The sequence below is a fragment of the Agrococcus casei LMG 22410 genome (assembly GCF_900163565.1).
GTDB classification, from domain to species: domain Bacteria; phylum Actinomycetota; class Actinomycetes; order Actinomycetales; family Microbacteriaceae; genus Agrococcus; species Agrococcus casei.
The window spans coordinates 244140-264625 of record NZ_FUHU01000026.1 but is presented as its reverse complement, the minus strand read 5'-3'; the positions used below and the strand labels follow the sequence as shown (position 1 = coordinate 264625).

Here is a 20486-nt window from a genome sequence, read left to right as displayed (position 1 = left end):
CTACGGCGCACCTATGACAGCGGAAACGACTCCAGCGACGAGGCGGGTCTGACGTCCCAGCCGCCTGAGATCGATCGCACGCGGCCCTTGGCGTCGAAGTCGTAGTGCAGCAGCTCGCCGACCGAGTCGAAGCCGGGGTCGAGCGGCAGGCGAAGGGTCTGCTCGTCGATCACTGTCAGTTCGATCGCAGCGGCGATGGGATCGGGCGACTGCGGCGAGATCGCGAGCAGGCGCTCGCCGACCTGCACCACGTCGACGATCGACCACTCGCTCGCAAAGCGGCCCATGAAGCGGCTCAGCTCGACGCGCTTCGAGCCTCGTGTCGGTGACGCGGATGCGGATCCGACTGCAGGCCCTGCCTCGGCGACCAGAGAGAGCGGCTTCGATGAAGTCTTCTGCGACTGGAGGATCAGCTTGGCGATGCCCCGTGCGAGTTCGTCGGCGGGGCCGTCGATCGAGTTCGTCAGCACCGTGATCACGATGCCGAGCCGAGGCTCGACGAGAGTGCGCGTCGACTGGCCGAGCCATGACCCGCCGTGCCCGACCCACAGGCTCCCCCCGATCTCGGTGCGCATCGTGCCGAGGCCGTAGGATGCCTCGGCGCCCGAGCGGTCGCGGTACGTCCAGTGGGCACGCTGCATGCGCGCCTTCGACCGGTCGCTCAGCAGCTCTTCGTTGCCGTACACGTGGGCGCGGCCGAAGCGGGCGAGCTCGGCGGCGGTCGATGTGAAGCCTGTCGCCGCGTGCAGCGCGCCGGCCGAAGGGCTCGGCATCGGCGTGCGCCGGTGGTCGGTCACGATGCCCGAGTGCCCGGTGACGGGCTTCGCGCTCTTGCGGTCGTCGATGTCGGGAACCGTGCGCGTGAGCCCCAGCGGCCGTGTGACCAGCTCGCGCATCGTCTCTTCGTACGTGCGCTCGGTCACGGCCTCGAGCACCAGGCCCAGCAGGCCGAACCCGAAGTTGCTGTACTTGAACACGGCGTTCGGCTCGACGACGTCGCCGCCTGCGCGCACTGTCTCGAGCAGACGCTCGCGGTCGGGGAAGTCGCCGTCTGCCGACCAGAACCCCTTGTCGTCTGAGTCGCGCGTGATGCCCGACCCGTGCGACAGCAGCTCTGCGATCGTGACGTCTGCGAACGGCGTGCCCTCGAGCTCGGTGACGAAGGCGGATGCAGGGTCGTCGAGTGCGAGCACGTCGGCCTCCGCAAGCCGCAGGAATGCCGTCGCCGTGAGCCACTTGGAGTGGGAGGCGATGCGGAACTGGTGGGCGGTGCCGAGGCGCTCCTCCGACTCGGTGTCGGCCATGCCGACCGCACGATTCACGATGAGGTCGTCGCCGATCATGACAGCGACCTGCGCGCCGGGAACCCGGGTGCGCCAGACGCGGTATTCGAGCCAGCCGACCGCGTAGTCGAGTGCTCCGCGAGCTGCCAGGAGTGCGTCTGTCATCTTTGCCATGTGAATGCCGTTGTCGCCTTCTTCGATGGTGTCGTCACGGTCGTCAGCCGTGGATCAGCTTCCATACAGTATCCACCTCTTCGACAGTGTCTTCAATGGAGGTGTCGGTGCGGATGACGTGGTCGGCGACTGCCAGGCGCTCCGCATCGCTCGCCTGGGACGCGATGCGCGCATCCGCCTCTTCTGCTGACATTCCCCGCAGGTCGATGAGCCGCTGCCGTCGGATGTCTGCAGGCGCGTGCGCGACCACGATCGCATCGTACGTGAGCGGCGTCGTGTGGAGGGTCTCGACGAGCAGCGGGATGTCGTAGACGACGACAGCAGCCGGGTCGTCGTCATGCGCCTTGGCGATGCGCTCGTTGACGCGTCGATGGATGGCCGGGTGCAGGATCGCCTCGAGGTCGCTGCGAGCCTCGGAGTCGCCGAAGACGACGGCGCCGAGGGCCGGGCGGTCAAGTGCGCCGGCTGCATCGAGCACACCGTCGCCGAAGCGCTCGGCCACTGCTGTCAGCGCCGCTTCGCCTGGCTCGACCACTTCGCGCGCGATGCGATCGGCGTCGAGCACCACGGCGCCGAGTTCGGCGAAACGAGATGCGACGGTGGTCTTGCCTGCCGCGATGCCACCTGTAAGTCCAATCAGAGTCACCAGGCCATTCAACCGTATTCTGGTGACATGCTCGAGATATTCACCGGCTCCGGCCTTGCTGCGGCAGCCGGCATGAACGCCTACATTCCGCTGCTCATGGTGGGGCTTGCCAACAGGTTCCTGCCGCAGTTCATCTCGGTGCCCGACGGCTGGGCGTGGCTCTCGAACCCGTGGGTGCTCGGCATCATCGGAGTGCTGCTCGTCGTCGAGCTCGTCGCCGACAAGATTCCCGCCGTCGACTCCGTGAACGATGTGCTGCAGACCGTGGTGCGCCCCGCATCCGGCGGTCTCGTGTTCGGCTCGTCGTCAGGCGCCAGCACGATGGCTGTCACCGACCCCGCCGAGTTCTTCACGACCCACCAGTGGGTTCCCATCGTGATCGGCATCGTCATCGCGCTGGGCGTGCACGGTCTGAAGACGACGGCTCGTCCCGTGGCGAATGCGGTGACGCTTGGCGCAGCTGCTCCGATCATGTCGACGGTCGAGGACTTCAGCTCGGTCGCCCTCAGCGCGTTCGCGCTCATCCTGCCGGTGCTCGCAATCCTCGGCGTCATCGCGGTGATCGTGCTCGGCGTGCTGCTCGTGCGCAGACGCCGCCGCGGGCGCTCAGACACACCCCTCACACCGGCAACGGAGAAATGATGCACGAACAGCTGCAACAGGCATTCGGACTCGCCGCGGTCGACTCCGAGTCGCTGACCCCCTGGGCCACCGTGCTTCGGGCGCGCGCCGCCGACGGCGCCGAAGCGGTGGTCAAGGTCACCGCGACGAAGCCCGAGCGCGCCGCGGCGATGGCCGCATGGACGACCGCACTGGCCGAGCTCGGCGTGCCGGTGGTCGCGCCGCTTGCCCTGGCAGCCGACAACCCGCAGCGGATCGGCGACGACTGGTGGGTGGTCTACCCGTTCATCGAGGGGCGTCCCTACGAGGGCGGTGCCGACGACGCACGTGCCGCCGGCGACCTTCTCGGACGCATCCATGCAGCGCCGGTGCCGGATGCGGTGCTGCGAGCGATGCGGCAGTACGAGTTCACCGATGCCGACTTCGACGATTCGCACGACGATCTCGTGACGCTGCAGGAAGAGCTGCCGAAGCACCTCAGCGACGACGCCGCCCCGCTGCTCGCAGGCGTCCAGCAGCTGCTGGACCGCTGGTGGAACACGGCGCTTCCCGCGCTGAAGGCTGCCGACAGCGACGAGCCGCTCCCCCGTGCAGCGCTTTCGAGCGACTACAGGTCGACGAACATCGTGTTCGCTGACGACGGCCGACTCGTGCTCGTCGACCCTGACAACGGCGGTGTCGAGCCGCGCCTGTTCGAGCTGGCCATGGCGCTGGTGCTCTTTCACCGCGAGGCCGCCACGGCTCCCGGCCGCATGTTCTCTGATGCCGAGTGGCGGGCGTTCTGCGAGGGCTACAGCGCACACGTGACGCTGACCGATCGTGAGCGCGAGCTCTGGCCGCACGCCGTCGACCACATGCTGTGGGAGGAGGGCACGTGGGCCATCGAAGACACCGATGCAGACGGATGGGCGAACCCGCGCGAGCGGGGCTACCTTGCGGATCTCGCGGTGGTCACGCCGGAGCGATACCCGCTTCCGTGAGTGACCTGGCCGCGATCTCGGCCAGCAGGTGGTCGCGCTCCTCTTCGTGAGCCGTGATGGTTGCGACGGCGTCCCGCTGCTGATCGATGACGACATACTGGCCGTAGAGCCCGTCGAGGCGCCACGTCTGCTCGGGGCCGTTCCAGGCGCCCATGCCGTACTCGGCGAACGCGCCGTCTCCGCCGGTGCTCAGCCAGCTCTCGTGCATGGCATCGACCCATGCTGATGAGACGAGCTGCCGGTCTTCCCAGCGGCCCCTGTCGCGCAGCAGCTGACCCACGCGCGCCAGCTCGGCCGTGGTCATCATGAGCCCGGTGCCGGCGAGGATGTGCCCCAGCGGGCACCGCTGCCACTGCGGGTTGAGGATGCCGAGGGGCAGGAACAGCCGGGGCATGAGATAGTCGCGCACATCGCCCACGCGTGAGGCGAGCATCCGCATCGCCGTGTAGTGGCTGGCGTTCGTGTACAGGAACTTCCCCGGTCTCGTGACCGGAAGCGCCAGCATGTCACGGGCGACGTCGCGCCCCTCAGGCTCGGCGAGGCCGAACCAGTCGAAGTCGATGCCGCTCGACAGGCGAAGCAGCTGCTCGAGGGTGACGTCTGCGGCGCCCTGACCGGCGGCGAACTCGGGCAGGCACTCGGCGACGCGGGTCGACGGGGTCAGGATGCCCTCGTCGACGGCGATGCCGGCAGCCAGCGTGGCCACGCCCTTCGACGCCGAGTAGATGTCGACGCGTTCGTCGCTGAGCCACCGGTGCTCGGCTCGATCGTCGCTGATCTGCACGACGACGCCGTACGCGGCGAGCCGCTCGTCATCGATCTGTCTGACGATGGTCGCGAGCGTGTCGGATGCGCGGGTCATTCGAGCAATCTAGCAAGAGACGCCGAAAGGGGCCCGGTCCGAAGACCGAGCCCCTCTCGAGCGTGGTGGACTACTCTCCGCCGGTGAGCTTCTCGCGCAGAGCTGCCAGTGCCTCATCGTCAGCGAGGGTTCCGGACGAGTCGGTCGTCGAGGTGAACGACGAGCCGCCTGCGTCCTGGCCGGCCTCTGCCTCTGCCTCGCGGGCAACGGCGACCTGAGCCTTGTGCGACTCCCAACGGGTGCGGGCGGCAGCGTAGTCGGCCTCCCAAGCCTCGCGCTGTGCGTCGAAGCCTTCCTTCCACTCGTTGGTCTCTGAGTCGAAGCCCTCGGGGAACTTGTAGTTGCCCGCGTCGTCGTACTCAGCCAGCATGCCGTACAGCGCGGGATCGAAGTCCTCTGCGTTGACGTCGACATCGTCGTTGGCCTGCTTGAGCGACAGCGAGATGCGGCGGCGCTCGAGGTCGATGTCGATGATCTTGACGAAGACCTCGTCGTTGACCGAGACGACCTGGTCGGCGGTCTCGACGTGGCGGCCCGAGAGCTCGGAGATGTGGACGAGGCCCTCGATGCCGTCAGCGACGCGAACGAACGCACCGAACGTGACGAGCTTGGTGACCTTTCCGGGAGCCAGCTGGCCGATCGCGTGCGTGCGAGCGAACACCTGCCACGGGTCTTCCTGCGTTGCCTTGAGCGACAGCGAGACACGCTCGCGGTCACGCTCGACCGTGAGGATCTCGACGGTGACCTCGTCGCCGACCGAGACGACCTCTGAGGCGTGCTCGATGTGCTTCCACGAGAGCTCTGAGACGTGCACGAGGCCGTCGACGCCGCCGAGGTCGACGAATGCGCCGAAGTTGACGATCGACGAGACGACGCCCTTGCGGATCTGGCCCTTCTGGAGGCCGTCGAGGAACTGCGTGCGGGTCTCGGACTGGGTCTGCTCGAGCAGAGCGCGACGCGACAGGACCACGTTGTTGCGGTTCTTGTCGAGCTCGAGGATCTTCGCCTCGATCTCCTGGCCCAGGTACGGGGTCAGGTCGCGGACGCGACGCAGCTCGATCAGTGAAGCGGGGAGGAAGCCGCGGAGACCGATGTCGACGATCAGGCCGCCCTTGACGACCTCGATGACGGTGCCGGTGACGACGCCGTCTTCTTCCTTGATCTTCTCGACGTCGCCCCATGCGCGCTCGTACTGTGCACGCTTCTTGGAGAGGATGAGTCGGCCTTCTTTGTCTTCCTTCTGGAGGACAAGGGCTTCGACAGTGTCGCCGACTTCGACGACCTCGTTGGGGTCGATGTCGTGCTTGATGCTGAGCTCACGCGAGGGAACGACGCCCTCGGTCTTGTAGCCAACGTCGAGGAGCACTTCGTCGCGATCGATCTTGACGACAGTGCCTTCGATAAGGTCGCCGTCGTTGAAGAACTTCAGGGTCTTCTCAACGGCGGCCATGAAGTCATCGGCCGAGCCGATGTCATTCACAGCGACCTGCTTGGGAGCCTTGGTCTCTGCAGTGGTCATATGGTTTGGAACCTTCAAATATGGATAAATCGGGCTGCGGCACTTCGCCCCAGACAACGGACATGATTGAACCACCCGCATAGGGGTGACCTCGTAATCGTACCCGTGTTCTGGCCGTACCTCAACTGCGAAGCACTGCTTCGCGCAGCGTGTCGAGGCCGACGCCTCCGATGTTGAGCACTCGCATGTGGAAGTCCTTGAGGCTGAAGGCCTCGCCCTCCTGCTTCGCGGCGTCGTCGCGGATCTGCTCGAAGATGCGCTGGCCGATCTTGTACGAGGGCGCCTGGCCGGGCCAGCCGAAGTAGCGGTTGGTCTCGAATCGCACGAACGGCTCGTTCATGTTGACGTTCTGCTTCATGAAGTCGAAGGCGTAGTCGAAGTCCCACTTGCCTGTGCCGTCAAGGCGCTTCTTGCCCAGGTGCACGCCGATGTCGAGCACGACGCGTGCTGCGCGCATCCGCTGTCCGTCGAGCATGCCGAGTCTGTCAGCCGGGTCGTCGAGGTACCCGAGCGACTCCATGAGCCGCTCCGCATACAGCGCCCAGCCCTCGGCGTGCCCTGAGGTGCCGGCGATGCGACGCCATGCGTTCAGCTGGTCCTTGTTGTAGACCGCCTGCGCGAGCTGCAGGTGATGACCGGGAACGCCCTCGTGGTAGACCGTCGTCAGCTCGCGCCACGTGTCGAACTCGGTGATGCCCTCGGGAACCGACCACCACATGCGTCCGGCGCGCGAGAAGTCGTCGGTCGGCGGCGTGTAGTAGATGGCGCCGGTCTGGCTCGGAGCGATCATGCATTCGAGGTCGCGGATGGGCGCGGCGATGTCGAAGTGCGTCTTGCCGAGCTCTTCGATCGCCTGGTCGCTTGTGCTCTGCATCCACTCGCGCAGCGCATCCGTGCCGTGCAGCTTGCGCGACTCGTCCTTGTCGAGGTGCGCGATGGCCTCCTGCACGCTGGCGCCCGGCAGGATCTCGCCGGCGATGCGCTCCTGCTCGGTCTTCATGCGCTCGAGCTCTTCGATGCCCCACTCGTACGTCTCGTCGAGGTCGACTGCCGCACCGAGGAACTGGCGCGAGAACATCGAGTAGAGGTCGCGCCCGACTGCGTCCTCCTCGCGGGCTGCCGGCAGCAGCTCAGACTGGAGGAAGCGCGAGAGGGCGAGCTGCGCCTCGGTCGCCGCCTCGGCGCCGGCCCGCAGGTCGGCGGCCAGCGACTCGGGCGCTGATGCGTCTGCGACGAGCTCGTGGAAGCGGCCCTTGCCGCCCTCGAACTGCTGCAGCTGCTCGAGCACGATCTCGACCTGGCGGCGTGCGGGGGTGTTCGACGCTGCGATTCCCTCGGCGAGTGTTTCCTGCCAGCCGGCGAGTGCGGCGGGCAGGTTGGCCAGACGGGCCGCGATGGCAGCCCAGTCGTCTTCGGTCTCGTTCGGCATGAGGTCGAAGATCTCGCGCGTGCTCTGCGCAGGTGACTCGAGGTTGTTCAGCTCGCGCTGGTGCCAGTTCGAGTCGACGATCTCCTGCTGCAGGCGAAGCTCGCGCAGCAGGTCGGTCTTGGTCACCCAGTCGATGTCATCGAGCGGCTCTTCGGCCTCGAGGGCCGCGATGCTCTTCGCGAGCATCGCCTTGCGGGGCTCGACGCCCGCGGGCGAGTAGTCGGTGTACTCGGACTTGTCGCCGTCGATGCCGAGGTAGACGCGCAGCTCAGGGCTGAGCGCAGTCTCGGCTTCGAGGGACTCCTCGGCGATGCGGTCGATTTCGGTCGGCGTACGCGCTTCGCTGCGCTCCTGCTCAGTCATGCGCACAGGCTATCGCAGGGTCAGTGTGCTGCCTCGTTCCAGTTCGCGCCGATGCCGATCTGCACGTCGAGCGGCACCGTCAGGTCGGCGGCGGAGCCCATGCCGTCGATGACGATCTGCTTGAGCTGGTCGAGCTCGCCGTCGGCAACCTCGAACACGAGCTCATCGTGCACCTGCAGCAGCATGTTCGACTGCAGCCGCGCATCCGTCATCGCCTTGTCGATCGTGAGCATCGCGCGCTTGATGATATCGGCGGCAGAGCCCTGGATCGGCGAGTTGAGCGCGGCGCGCTCGGCGTTCTCGCGGAGCACGCGGTTCGACGACTTGAGGTCCGGGAAGGGGCGCCTGCGACCGAAGATCGTGGTCGTGTAGCCGTCGTCTTTCGCCTGCTGCACGACGCCGCGGAGGTAGTCGCGCACGGCCCCGAATCGCTCGAAGTAGTCGAGCATCAGCTGCTTCGCCTCGGACTGCGGAATGCGCAGCTGCTTCGAGAGGCCGAAGGCGCTGAGGCCGTAGGCGAGTCCGTAGCTCATCGCCTTGACCTTGGTGCGCATGACCGGCGTGACCTCTTCAGGCTCGACCGAGAAGATGCGAGCGCCCACGAAGCGGTGCAGGTCTTCGCCCGAGTTGAACGCCTCGATGAGTCCCGGGTCTTCAGACAGGTGCGCCATGATGCGCATCTCGATCTGCGAGTAGTCGGCGGTCAGCAGCGTCTCGAAGCGCTCGTCGTGGTCGAAGCCCTCGCGGATGCGGTGCGACACCTCGGTGCGCACCGGGATGTTCTGCAGGTTCGGGTCGTTCGACGACATGCGGCCCGTGGCAGAGCCGGTCTGGTCATAGGTCGTGTGGATGCGCGAGTCGACGACAGCCTTCGTGAGCGACTCGATCATCTGGGCGAGCTTCGTCGCCTCGCGGTACTTCAGCAGGAGCCCCAGGAACGGATGCGGGTTCGACTCCTGCAGGTCGGCGAGCGACGCCGCGTCAGTCGAGTAGCCGGTCTTGGTCGCTCGTGTCTTGGGCATCTCGAGCTCTTCGAAGAGCACGGTCTGCAGCTGCTTAGGGCTGCCGAGGTTGACCTCGTGCCCGATCTCGGCGAATGCGGCCTCCTGGTGCTCTGCGGCCTGAGCTCGCAGCTCATCATGCAGCGACTGCAGCGACTCGAAGTCGACGTGGATGCCGGTGCGTTCCATGCGCGAGAGCACGCGAACGAGCGGCAGCTCGATGTCGGCGAGCACGCTGACGGTGCCCTTGTCGAGCCCTTCGCGCTGCGCCTCGACGACCTTCGCGGTCATCCACGCCTCTGCCGCCAGCGAATCGGGGTCGTCGTCGGGAAGCAGCTGGTTCGGGTCGGGCTCCGGCAGCGTCATGCCGAGGGTGAACTCCACCAGCGGCGCGAGACCGAACATCTTGGCGGGGGCGCCGGGACGCTGGAGCCAAGCGGCGATGCGGGTGTCCCAGGTGACGCCGCCCAGCGTCATCCCGTCGTGCTGCAGGAGGCGCTCGAGCGCCTTGTAGTCGTGCACCGCCTTGGGAGCGTCGCCCGCGAGCCATGCACGGAATCCGACGTAGTCGCCGGTCTGCGACTCGAACGGCACGAAGACCGTCTCTTCGCCGCGTGCGAGGCCGAATGCCGCGACCGACTCCCCCGCCGCCGAGACTGAGACCGTGACTTCTGCGTCGCTGCGCTCGAGCCAGTAGTCGAGCTCCTCGTCGATCAGCTTCGCGGGCTTCGGTGCCTCTTCTGCGGGCGCGGGCGCCTCGTCGAGGCCCTGGTCTTCAGCCAGCGCGAGCACGCGGTCGAGCAGCGTGCGGAAGTTCAGCTTCTGCGAGAACACCTCGCGCACAGCAGGAGGATCGATGGGCTGGCGCTCGAGGTCGGTCGGCTTCACGGGCAGCTCGACGTCGTTGACGAGGCGGTTGAGGCGGCGGTTGCGGATGGCCCGGTCGCGCTGGTCGCGCAGGTTTCCGCCCACGACGCCCTTGATGTCGTCCGCGTGCTCAAGCAGGTTGTCGACGGTGCCGTACTGCGAGATCCACTTCACAGCCGTCTTCTCGCCGACCTTGTCGATGCCGATGAGGTTGTCGCTGGTCTCGCCGACGAGCGCGGCGATCTCGGGGTACTGCTCGGGTGCGATGCCGTACTTCTCGTGCACGGTCTCGGGCGTGTAGCGCTTGAGCTCGCTGACGCCGCGCACCGATGGGTAGAGGAGGGTGACGCGATCGTTGACCAGCTGGATGGTGTCGCGATCGCCCGAGACGACCAGCACATCCATGTCTGCTTCTGCGCCCTCGCGTGCGAGGGTCGCGAGGATGTCGTCGGCCTCGTAATCCTCTTTCGTGATGGTCGTGATGTTCATCGCTGCCAGGGCCTCCTGCAGCAGCGGCACCTGGCCCTTGAACTCGACCGGCGTCTCGGCTCGCGTGCCCTTGTACTCGGGGTACTCGCGTGTGCGGAACGAGAAGCGCGAGATGTCGAAGGCGACAGCCAGATGCGTGGGCGCCTCGTCCTTGACGATCTTCAGCAGCATCGACAGGAAGCCGTGGATGGCGTTCGTGTGCTGGCCCTCGCGGTTGATGAAGTTGTCGAGCGGCAGAGCGTAGAAGGCCCTGAACGCGAGCGAGTGCCCGTCGATCACCATGAGGGTCTGGCGTGACTGCGTGCTGGTGGCTGGCGAATCCGTCATGCGCCCAAGCCTAGCCGTGCGAGACTTGAGCCATGACGGAGAAGGACGACCTCACGCAGCAGTTTCTCGACGGCCGCGGAGCCGGAGAACTCGCCGACACGATGCGCATCGAGTTCACGAAGCTGTCAGCCGATCACTCGAGTGCGCGGATGCCGGCCGAGGGCAACCGGCAGCCTGTCGGGATCGTGCACGGAGGCGCCTACTGCGTCGTCGGCGAGAGCCTCGGGTCGATCTCGGCGAACATCCACGCCGAGCCGCTTGGCAAGTACGCCGTCGGCGTCGACATCAACGCCACGCACACGCGCTCGATCAGCGAAGGCCACGTGAACGCCGAGTGCCGTGCGGTGCACCTCGGCAGGTCGATGACCGTGCACGAGATCGTCTGCACCGACGACGAGGGCCGCAGGCTCTCGACGATTCGGATCACGAACTTCCTGAAGGACAGGAAGTAGCGGCTACTTCTTGCCGTCGTCGAGCTGCTCGATGACAGCCTGCGAGACCTCGGCCATCGTCAGACGGCGGTCCATCGACGCCTTCTGGATCCAGCGGAAGGCCTCGGGCTCGCTGAGGGCCATGCGCTGATTCAGCAGGCCCTTGGCGCGGTCGACCAGCTTGCGCGTCTCGAAGCGGTCGCTCATGTCGGCGACCTCGGACTCGAGCGCGATGATCTGCTCGTGGCGGGCCAGAGCGATCTCGATGGCCGGCAGCAGGTCGTTGTGGTTGAACGGCTTGACGACGTAGGCCAGCGCACCTGCCTCTCCTGCGCGCTCGACGAGCTCCTTCTGGCTGAAGGCGGTGAGCATGACGACGGGGATGCGCGTCTCCTGCAGCTTCTCTGCTGCGGTGATGCCGTCCATCTTGGGCATCTTGACGTCCATCACGACGACATCGGGCTTGAGCTCGGTGGCGAGCGCAACAGCCTGCTCGCCGTCACCGGCTTCGCCGACGACCTCGAACCCGTTGTCGCGCAGGGTCTCGACGATGTCCATGCGGATCAGCGACTCGTCTTCTGCCACAACTACGCGGCGTGCCGTCGCGGGGGCGCTCTCGGCCGCGGGCTCTGTGAATTCTGCTTCGGTCATAGCGCTAGTCTAGAAGACGCACGGGGCCGATGGTGCCACGAGCCGGTGTGGCGGAACGGCAGACGCGGCGCACTCAAAATGCGCTTCCTTCACGGGAGTGTGGGTTCGAATCCCACCACCGGCACATGAACAAGAAGATGAATGTCGAAAGCTTCAACCTCGATCACCGTGCCGTCGCCGCTCCGTTCGTGCGAGTCGCAGATGAGAAGACCCTGCCCGGCGGGGCGGTGCTGACCAAGTACGACGTGCGGTTCGCGCAGCCGAACGTCGCCCATCTCGAGATGCCGACCGTGCACTCGCTCGAGCACAGCATGGCCGAGCACATGCGCGATGTCGTCGGCAACGTCATCGACATCTCGCCGATGGGATGCCAGACGGGCTTCTACGTCGCAGTCGTCAACCAGCACGAGCAGGGAGGCTACGACGGCTTCCTCGACACCCTCGCTGCCACGCTCGAGCGCGTCACGCAGGCGACCGAGGTTCCGGCCGCCAATGAGGTGCAGTGCGGCTGGGCCGCAAGCCACACCCTCGAGGGCGCTCAGCAGGCAGCCGCTGCGTTCCTCGCCAAGCGCGACGAATGGAAGCAGGTCGACGCGTGACCGAGGCAATCCGCGCCATCGCGGTTGCGGCCATGCCGGCCGAGGCTGGTGAGCTGCGCCGGCTTGCCGCGTCTGTCGCCAGGCTGCCGAAGCACGGCGTCGCTGACCGCGAGCTGCTGACCGTCGCCGACGAGACGGGCGCCGAGCATCAGGTGCTGCTCGTGACGAGCGGCATCGGCCTCGTGAACGCCGCATCGGCGCTTTCCGCTGCCCTCGCCTCGTACTCCCCCGACTTCGTCGTCTCCTTCGGGTCAGCAGGCGGATTCCCGGCACGCGTTCGCGTCGGAGACGTTGCGGCGAGCAGCGTGCTCACGTATTCCGTCGCCAATGCCACTGCGTTCGGCTATGCGCTGGGCCAGATTCCGGGCATGCCCGAGGCCTACGCAGGCGACCCTGCGCTGCTGGAGCGCGCAGCAGATGCTGTTGTGGCCGGCCCGATGATCTCGGGCGACACCTTCGTGGCGGGCGACCTCTTCGACGGTGTGGCAGAGCGCTGGCCCGACGCTGTCGCGACCGACATGGAGTCGACCGCGCTGGCCCAGGTCTCGTACGCGCACAATCTGCCGTTCGTGTCGCTGCGCGGCATCTCAGACCTCTGCGGCCCGGACGCCGGCGACGAGCACCGCCAGACAGTCGAAGCAGTGTCAGCCGCGGCTGCTGCCGCTGTGCTGACACTGCTTCGCTGAACTGGCTCGATCAGCCTTCTGAGGGCTTGATGATCGGGATCGCACCTGTGTGCTGAATCTCGATGCGGCGCTTGCCGTGGTACGCCGGAGCAGCCTCGTCGTGCACGTCGCCGACCGTGTGCACGCGGATGTCGTTGGTGGATCCCGGGATGCCGGGAGGCATGCCTGAGACGACGACGACCTTCTCGCCCTTTGCGACGAGGCGCTCGCCGATCAGGATGTCGTCGACCTGCGCCACCATGTCGTCGGTGTGGTCGACGCGGTCGACCAGGCGGGTGTTGACGCCCCAGTTCATCTGCATGCGGCACTCGATCTCGGGTGACGGCGTGAAGCCGAACATGGGGATCTTCGGACGCAGACGCGACATGCGGCGTGCTGAGTCGCCGGACTCGGTGAAGACGATGATCGCCTTCGCCTCGACGAACTCGGCGACATCGAGGGCTGCGAGCGTGATCGCGCCGCCCTGCGTGCGGGGCTGCGTGCCCAGCGGCGGGATGCGCTTGATGCCCTTGGCCTCGGTCGCATTGATGATGCGTGCCATCGTCTCGATCGTCACGATCGGGTACTTGCCGACGCTGGTCTCGCCCGAGAGCATGACGGCGTCTGCTCCGTCGAGGATCGCGTTGGCGCAGTCGCTGGCCTCGGCGCGCGTGGGGCGCGGGTTCTCGATCATCGACTCGAGCACCTGGGTCGCGACGATGACGGGCTTGGCCCAGCGGCGGGCGAGCTCGACGGCGCGCTTCTGCACGATCGGCACCTGCTCGAGCGGCATCTCGACGCCGAGGTCGCCGCGCGCGACCATGATCGCGTCGAAGGCGTCGATGATGCTCTTGAGGTTCTCGACCGCCTGCGGCTTCTCGATCTTGGCGACGACGGGCAGCCTGCCGCCCTCTTCGTCCATGATCTCGTGCACGCGCTTGAGGTCGTCGGCCGACCGCACGAATGACAGCGCGATGATGTCTGCCCCGAGGCGAAGCGCCCAGCGCAGATCGTCTTCGTCCTTCTCGCTCAGCGCCGGCACGTTGACGGCGACGCCGGGCAGGTTGATGCCCTTGTTGTCGCTGATGCGACCGCCGACGACGGTCTCGGCGCGAACGCGTGTGCCGTCGGTCTCCAGCACCTTGAGGGCAACGTTGCCGTCGTCGATCAGCAGCGGGTCGCCGGGCTTGACGTCGTCGGGCAGGCCCTTGAACGTCGTCGAGACGAGGTCGCGATCACCGGGCACGTCTTCTGTCGTGATGGTGATGATGTCGCCGTCGGCCAGGTCGATGGGACCTGCGGCGATCTTGCCGAGGCGGATTTTCGGCCCCTGGAGGTCGACGAGGATGCCGACCGGGGTGCGGAGCTCGTCACTGGCCTTGCGGATGTCGGCGAACACCGCCTCGTGCACCTCGTGCGAGCCGTGGCTCAGGTTGAGTCTTGCGACGTTGACGCCTGCCTGGATGGCAGACTTCGTCACTTCGTATCCCGAGATGGACGGTCCGAATGTGGCTACGATCTTGGCGCGTTTCATTGCACTCCTGCCTTGCATCGAATGTGGCGAAAGCCGTGTCAAGCCTACTCGTCAAACGATCAGAGGTCTTGCGTCTGCGTTCACGGGTGAAGGCAGAATCGTGGATCCCGTCAGATAGCGGTCGACCGATGCCGCGACGGCGCGCCCTTCGGCAATCGCCCAGACGATCAGGCTTGCGCCGCGGCCCGCATCGCCAGCCACGAAGACGCCGTCCGAGGCCGTTGCATAGGATGCGTCTCGAGAGAGGCTCCCCTGGCCGGTGTCCGTCCCCAGCGCAGCTGCGGCCTCGGGCTCGGCGCCTGTGAAGCCCATCGCGAGCAGCACCAGGTCTGCGGGGATCTCGCGCTCCGTGCCGGGCTTCGGGCGCCGTTCGCCGTCGACGATCTCGGTGTCCGCCACGCGAAGCGCCCGCACGCGGCCCTGCTCTCCGACGAACTCGACGGTCGACACGAGGTACTCGCGAGAGCCGCCTTCCTCATGGCTGCTCTGCACCTCGAAGATCGTCGGATGGACGGGCCACGGCTGGTGCGCGGGTCGCGCTTCGGGCGGGCGCACGCCTATCGCGAGGTTCGTGACGGATGCGGCGCCCTGACGATGTGCCGTGCCGATGCAGTCCGATCCGGTGTCACCGCCGCCGAGCACGATCACGTGTTTCTCCTCGGCGCTCAGGCGTTCGAGCACGTCATCGCCGGCGACCGCACGATTGTGCTGCACGAGGAAGTCCATGGCGAAGTGGACTCCGCCGAGGTCGCGTCCGGGAATGGCCAGATCCCGCGGGACAGGCGCTCCTGTGGCAATCACGACTGCGTCGAAGCGGTCGCGAAGGTCGCTCCAGCTCAGATCGACCCCGACCTCGACACCGGTTCGAAAGCGGGTGCCTTCTGCGCGGAGCTGTTCGACACGCGTGTCGATGCGGTGCTTCTCGAGCTTGAAATCGGGAATGCCGTATCGAAGAAGGCCCCCGATCCGATCGTCGCGCTCGTAGACCGCGACGGTGTGGCCCGCGCGAGTCAGCTGCTGGGCGGCAGCCAGTCCCGCGGGTCCCGAGCCGACGACGGCAACGGTCTGCCCGGTGAGCCGCGAGGGCGGGTGGGGCTCCAGCCAGTCGTTCTCGAAGATGTCATCGGCGATGGACTGCTCGATCGACTTGATCGTGACCGCAGGCTGGTTGATGCCGAGAACACACGAGGATTCACACGGTGCCGGGCACAGTCGGCCGGTGAACTCCGGAAAGTTGTTCGTCGAGAGCAGGCTCTCGGCCGCGAGCCGGGGCTGCTCCCTCCACGTGAGGTCGTTGAACTCCGGGATCAGGTTGCCCAGGGGGCAGCCGGTGTGGCAGAACGGCACGCCGCAGTCCATGCAGCGGCTCGCCTGCCGTCGGATCACGGCTGAGTCGCCTTTCTCGCCGATCTCCTTGGAATCCAGGATGCGCACCGCAACCGGGCGCTTCGGCGGGAGTTCTCGTTCGGTCGTCTTCAGGAATCCGCGTGGATCAGCCACCGGTCACCTCCAGGATCTTCTGCCACGTCTGCTCAGTGTCAGGGTCGTCGCCCGCTGCTGCCGCCCTCGCGCGAATGGCGCGAACCGCAGCCCAGTCACGGGGCACGATCTTCGTGAACTCGGCCCAGTCCTGAGCGGTCAGGATGTCAGCGGCGACCTGCGAGCCGGTCAGCTCGACATGCAGCTCGAGCAGGGCTCTGAGCTCGGACACGTCTTCGTCGCTGAGCGAGTGCAGCTGCAGCTCACCGCTCATCAGCGCCTCAGCGTTCATGAGGTTGCGCTCGAGGGTCCTGATGTAGGCGATGCCGCCAGACATCCCGGCGCCGATGTTGCGGCCCGTCGGTCCGATGATGACTGCTGTGCCTCCCGTCATGTACTCGAGGGCATGATCGCCCACTCCCTCTGCGATCGCCGTCGCACCGGAGTTGCGAACGAGGAAGCGCTCGCCCACGATCCCCCGGAGGCTCATCACTCCCGAAGTCGCGCCGTATCCGATCACGTTGCCCGCTATGACGTTCTCCTCTGCAACGAGCTTCGAGCTGGGGTGAGGACTCAGTGCGATCTGCGCTCCCGAGAGCCCCTTGCCGACGAAGTCGTTCGCATCGCCGTGCAGCCGGATCGAGAGTCCGCGCGGTGCGAAGGCTCCGAGCGACTGGCCCGCGGATCCGGTGAGCATGAGCTCGACCGTCTCCGGGTCGGCGCCGTGCTCTCCGAAGCGCTTCGTGATCTCGTTGCCGAGCATCGTGCCGACAGCGCGATCCGTGTTCTCGACTCCGACGTCGATGCGGATGCGCTCGCCTGACTCCAGAGCCGCAGTCACCTCGGAGAGGATGCGGCTGTCGAGCTGCTGGTCGAGCTCATGATCCTGCTGCGACACGTTGCGCAGGGCATCGTCTGCCTCGTGGTCGACATGCAGCACGGGGCTGAGATCGAGACCGTCGGCCTTCCAATGCCGCACGGCCTCGTCGACTTCAATCGCCTCTGCGTGACCGACCGCTTCGTCGAGGGTTCGGAATCCGAGCTCGGCGAGCAGCTCTCTGACTTCCTCTGCGATGTACTCGAAGAAGGTCTCGACGAACTCGGGCCTCCCATCGAAACGACTGCGAAGCGTCGGATTCTGTGTTGCGATGCCGACCGGGCACGTGTCGAGATGGCACGCGCGCATCATGATGCAGCCCGAGACCACGAGCGGTGCGGTTGCGAAGCCGAACTCCTCGGCCCCGAGCAGCGCGGCGATCATGACATCGCGTCCGGTCTTCAGCTGGCCGTCGACCTGCACGACCACGCGGCCCCGAAGACTGTTCGCACGCAGTGTCTGCTGGGCTTCGGCAAGTCCGATCTCCCACGGGGTGCCGGCGTGCTTCAACGAATTCAGCGGGGAAGCGCCCGTGCCGCCGTCGTGTCCGGAGACGAGCACCACATCCGCCTTCGCCTTCGCGACCCCCGCTGCGACTGCCCCGATCCCCGACTGTGAGACGAGCTTCACATGGACTCTCGCCTCACGGTTCGCTCGTTTCAGATCGAAGATGAGCTGCTTGAGGTCTTCGATGGAGTAGATGTCATGGTGCGGCGGGGGCGAGATCAGACCCACTCCAGCTGTCGAGTGCCGGGTGGATGCAACCCATGGGTACGCCTTGCCTGCAGGGAGCTGGCCGCCCTCCCCTGGCTTGGCACCCTGCGCCATCTTGATCTGAAGGTCGTCTGCGTGCGTCAGGTACATGCTCGTGACGCCGAATCTGCCGGAGGCGACCTGCTTGACGGAGCTGCGGCGTGCGGGATCCAGCAGCCGTTCGACGTCTTCGCCGCCCTCTCCCGTGTTCGACTTTCCGCCGATGCGGTTCATGGCCACTGCAAGCGTCTCGTGTGCCTCCTGCGAGATCGATCCGTACGACATCGCACCGGTCGAGAAGCGCTTCAGGATGGCGCTTGCAGGCTCGACTTCGTCGATGGCGACAGGAGCGCGGTCGCCCTCTCTGAACCGGAAGAGTCCGCGAATCGTCTTGAGCTCGGCTGCCTGTCCGTTGACGAGGGAGGTGTACTCGCGAAAGACATCGAACTGCTTCGACCGGGTCGCATGCTGCAGCTTGAACACGACTTCGGGGCTGAACAGGTGAGGCGGGCCTTCGCGGCGCCACTGGTACTCGCCTCCGACATCGAGGCGCTTGTGGGCGAGGGCGGCACGCTCGGAGAGGTATGCCTGGTCATGGCGCAGGCGGGTCTCTTCGGCGATCGTGTCGATGCCGATGCCGCTGAGTCTCGTCGGCGCGCCCGTGAAGTACCGATCGACGAGCTCACGCGAGAGGCCGACTGCCTCGAACGCCTGCGATGCCACGTAGGAGCCGACAGCCGAGATGCCCATCTTCGACATGATCTTGATCACGCCCTTGCCGAGGGCTCTGATGAGGTTGTGGACGGCCGCCTCGCGCGTCACCCCCGGGATGAGCTCCTGTGCGACCAGCTGCTCGGCAGACTCCATCGCGAGATAGGGATTGACCGCGCTCGCGCCGTAGCCGAGCAGCGTCGCGACATGGTGCACTTCGCGAACGTCTCCCGCTTCGACGACGAGGCCGACCTGCATGCGGCTGCCGTCTCGGATCAGGTGCTGGTGCACTGCACTCACGCTCAGGAGGCTGGGGATCGGTGCCATGCGCTCGTCAGAGTCCCTGTCCGACAGGATGACGTACTGCGCGCCGCGTGCGATGGCGGCATCGATGTCATCGCAGAGGCTGGTGAGTCGGCGCTCCATGGCATCAGGGCCTTCATCGACTGCATACAGCGTCGAAACGGTGACGGTGCGGCTTGACCCCGGGGTTCGGTCGATGTGCCGGATCTTCGAGAGCTCGACGTTGTCGATGACCGGCCAGTCGAGGATGATCTGGCTCGCGTGCAGCGGCGTTGCCGTGAGCAGGTTGCGAACCGGTCCGAGGCCGGTCTTGCTGGAGGTGACGACAGACTCGCGGATCGAGTCGAGCGGTGGATTCGTGACCTGCGCGAAGGCCTGTGTGAAGTAGTCGAAGAGCAGCCGCGGGCGGTCTGAGAGCACGGCGATCGGAGTGTCAGAGCCCATGGCGCCCAGCGGTTCCTGACCGGTGGCCGCCATCGGGCCGATGAGCTGCCGGACCTCTTCGTCTGTGTAGCCGAAGATGCGCTGTCGACGGAGCACGGATGCAGGTGTGTGCATCACGTGCTCGCGCTCCGGCAGCTCGGCGAGTCGGATGCGCGTGGACTCGAGCCAGTCGCCCCAGGGATGCTGCTTGGCCAGGCGCATCTTGGTCTCGTCGCTGGGGATGATGCGCCCAGCCTCGGTGTCGACCAGGAAGAGCTCGCCGGGCTTCAGGCGGCCCCGTCGGGCGATGCGCTCATTCGGAATCGACGGCAGCACACCGGTCTCGCTCGCGAGAACAACGAGTCCGTCGGTTGTGACCGTCCAGCGGCCGGGCCGAAGCCCGTTGCGGTCGAGTGTGGCGCCGACGAGCGTGCCGTCGGTGAAGGCGATGGCAGCGGGGCCGTCCCACGGCTCCATGAGGAGCTCGTGGTACTCGTAGAAGTCACGCAGGTCCTGCGGCATGTCCTCGGTCGACTCCCACGCCTCGGGCACCATCATCATGATGGCGTGCGGCAGGGATCGTCCCGAGAGCGTCAGCAGCTCGAGGACCTCGTCGAACGAGCCCGAGTCGCTCAGCTGCTCCGACACGATCGGCATGAGCGGCTGGAGTTCGCCCAGCAGCTCGCTCTCGAGCTGCGACTGACGAGCATGCATCCAGTTGCGGTTGCCGCGCACGGTGTTGATCTCGCCGTTGTGCGCGATCATGCGAAGCGGCTGAGCAAGCGGCCAGCTGGGGAACGTGTTGGTGGAATAGCGAGAGTGCAGAATTGCGAATCGACTCGTGAACCGCAAGTCGCTCAGGTCTGGGTAGAACGGCTCGAGCTGCAGGGTCGTGACCATGCCCTTGTAGGTGATCGTACGGCTCGAGATGGACGGCAGGTACTCGCCCAGCTCTCGCTCTATGCGCTTGCGCATCCGGAATGTCAGTCGATCAAGCTCGATTCCGACGGCGGTCACCGACGACGATGCCACGAACAGCTGCCAGATGGCGGGCATCGACTCGCGTGCGCGAGTGCCGAGGACGGAGGGGTCGGTCGGCACCTCCCGCCAGCCCAGGACTCGGAGGCGCTCCTGGCGGGCTATTCTCTCGATGTCGGCCATCGTCCGTGCGCGGGCGGGCTCGTCCGCCGGCAGGAAGACCAGGCCGGCCGCATACTCGCCCGGTGAGGGAAGCGAGAAGTCGCAGACGCCGCGCAGGAACTCGTCTGGCATCTGCGTGAGGATGCCTGCGCCGTCGCCCGTTCCTGCGTCGGATCCGACAGCACCCCGGTGCTCGAGGTGTCGGAGCGAGTCGAGCGCCTGCTGCACGACGTCGTGGCCGGGGGCCCTGCGAAGCGTCGCAACCATGGCGAGTCCGCAGGAGTCGCGGTCAAACGACGTGTCGAAGAGGCCGGCCCTTTTGGAGTCGACGAGACGGATGGGCTTTTCGGGCATTTCGT

15 protein-coding genes and 1 tRNA gene are annotated in these 20486 nt (G+C 66.5%); 6 read left to right on the top strand and 10 right to left on the bottom strand.

The annotated features are described in order from the left end of the window. Positions 1-11: 11 nt before the first annotated feature. Complete coding sequence (locus tag CZ674_RS06230; RefSeq protein ID WP_086991657.1) at positions 12-1457, bottom strand: serine hydrolase domain-containing protein; 1446 nt, start codon at positions 1455-1457, stop codon at positions 12-14. 43 nt (positions 1458-1500) lie between these two features. Next, positions 1501-2103: a dephospho-CoA kinase gene (gene coaE / locus CZ674_RS06225; protein ID WP_086991656.1), complete on the bottom strand. Its 603-nt coding sequence runs from the start codon at positions 2101-2103 to the stop codon at positions 1501-1503. A gap of 27 nt (positions 2104-2130) precedes the next feature. On the opposite strand from coaE, the gene CZ674_RS06220 reads away from it, so the two are divergent. Further along, a complete protein-coding gene (locus CZ674_RS06220; RefSeq protein ID WP_086991655.1) occupies positions 2131-2745 on the top strand; it encodes a DUF4126 domain-containing protein in 615 nt (204 codons plus the stop codon). Further along, complete coding sequence (locus CZ674_RS06215; protein ID WP_143244659.1) at positions 2742-3704, top strand: phosphotransferase enzyme family protein; 963 nt, start codon at positions 2742-2744, stop codon at positions 3702-3704. The genes CZ674_RS06220 and CZ674_RS06215 overlap by 4 nt, the downstream gene beginning before the upstream one ends. Here CZ674_RS06215 and CZ674_RS06210 read toward each other — a convergent pair. The 4 genes from CZ674_RS06210 to polA form a co-directional block, all read right to left on the bottom strand. Beyond that, complete coding sequence (locus CZ674_RS06210; RefSeq protein ID WP_086991653.1) at positions 3676-4566, bottom strand: serine hydrolase domain-containing protein; 891 nt, start codon at positions 4564-4566, stop codon at positions 3676-3678. The two genes, CZ674_RS06215 and CZ674_RS06210, sit on opposite strands and share 29 nt — an antisense overlap. Before the next feature lie 70 nt (positions 4567-4636). After that, complete coding sequence (gene rpsA, locus CZ674_RS06205; RefSeq protein WP_086991652.1) at positions 4637-6085, bottom strand: 30S ribosomal protein S1; 1449 nt, start codon at positions 6083-6085, stop codon at positions 4637-4639. A 121-nt stretch (positions 6086-6206) separates the two neighbouring features. After that, positions 6207-7877: a DUF885 domain-containing protein gene (locus tag CZ674_RS06200; RefSeq protein WP_086991651.1), complete on the bottom strand. Its 1671-nt coding sequence runs from the start codon at positions 7875-7877 to the stop codon at positions 6207-6209. Positions 7878-7897: 20 nt separating this feature from the next. Continuing rightward, positions 7898-10561, bottom strand: coding sequence for a DNA polymerase I (gene polA / locus CZ674_RS06195; protein WP_234988461.1), 2664 nt, complete (start codon positions 10559-10561; stop codon positions 7898-7900). A 32-nt stretch (positions 10562-10593) separates the two neighbouring features. Here polA and CZ674_RS06190 point away from each other — a divergent pair, with 32 nt between their 5' ends. After that, positions 10594-11013 (top strand): PaaI family thioesterase, encoded by a 420-nt coding sequence (locus CZ674_RS06190; RefSeq protein WP_086991650.1) that lies wholly within the window; start codon positions 10594-10596, stop codon positions 11011-11013. 3 nt (positions 11014-11016) lie between these two features. Here CZ674_RS06190 and CZ674_RS06185 read toward each other — a convergent pair whose 3' ends face one another. Continuing rightward, positions 11017-11643 (bottom strand): ANTAR domain-containing response regulator, encoded by a 627-nt coding sequence (locus CZ674_RS06185; RefSeq protein WP_086991649.1) that lies wholly within the window; start codon positions 11641-11643, stop codon positions 11017-11019. Between the two features lie 41 nt (positions 11644-11684). On the opposite strand from CZ674_RS06185, the gene CZ674_RS06180 reads away from it, so the two are divergent. The 3 genes from CZ674_RS06180 to mtnN all read left to right on the top strand — a co-directional run bounded on the left by CZ674_RS06180 (position 11685) and on the right by mtnN (position 12928). Continuing rightward, positions 11685-11767: transfer RNA gene (locus CZ674_RS06180), tRNA-Leu, on the top strand. Position 11768: 1 nt separating this feature from the next. After that, positions 11769-12242 (top strand): S-ribosylhomocysteine lyase, encoded by a 474-nt coding sequence (locus CZ674_RS06175; protein ID WP_086991648.1) that lies wholly within the window; start codon positions 11769-11771, stop codon positions 12240-12242. Next, positions 12239-12928 (top strand): 5'-methylthioadenosine/S-adenosylhomocysteine nucleosidase, encoded by a 690-nt coding sequence (mtnN, locus tag CZ674_RS06170; RefSeq protein ID WP_234988460.1) that lies wholly within the window; start codon positions 12239-12241, stop codon positions 12926-12928. Before CZ674_RS06175 ends, mtnN begins: the two co-directional genes overlap by 4 nt. A 10-nt stretch (positions 12929-12938) precedes the next feature. On the opposite strand, the gene pyk is transcribed toward mtnN, so the two are convergent. The 3 genes from pyk to gltB are packed head-to-tail and all read right to left on the bottom strand — an operon-like array spanning position 12939 to position 20481. Beyond that, positions 12939-14459, bottom strand: coding sequence for a pyruvate kinase (gene pyk, locus CZ674_RS06165; protein ID WP_268802387.1), 1521 nt, complete (start codon positions 14457-14459; stop codon positions 12939-12941). A 33-nt stretch (positions 14460-14492) separates the two neighbouring features. Continuing rightward, positions 14493-15941, bottom strand: a complete 1449-nt coding sequence (locus CZ674_RS06160; protein ID WP_086991646.1) for a glutamate synthase subunit beta — start codon at positions 15939-15941, stop codon at positions 14493-14495. Further along, positions 15934-20481: a glutamate synthase large subunit gene (gene gltB / locus CZ674_RS06155; protein WP_086991645.1), complete on the bottom strand. Its 4548-nt coding sequence runs from the start codon at positions 20479-20481 to the stop codon at positions 15934-15936. Before gltB ends, CZ674_RS06160 begins: the two co-directional genes overlap by 8 nt. Positions 20482-20486: the final 5 nt, after the last annotated feature.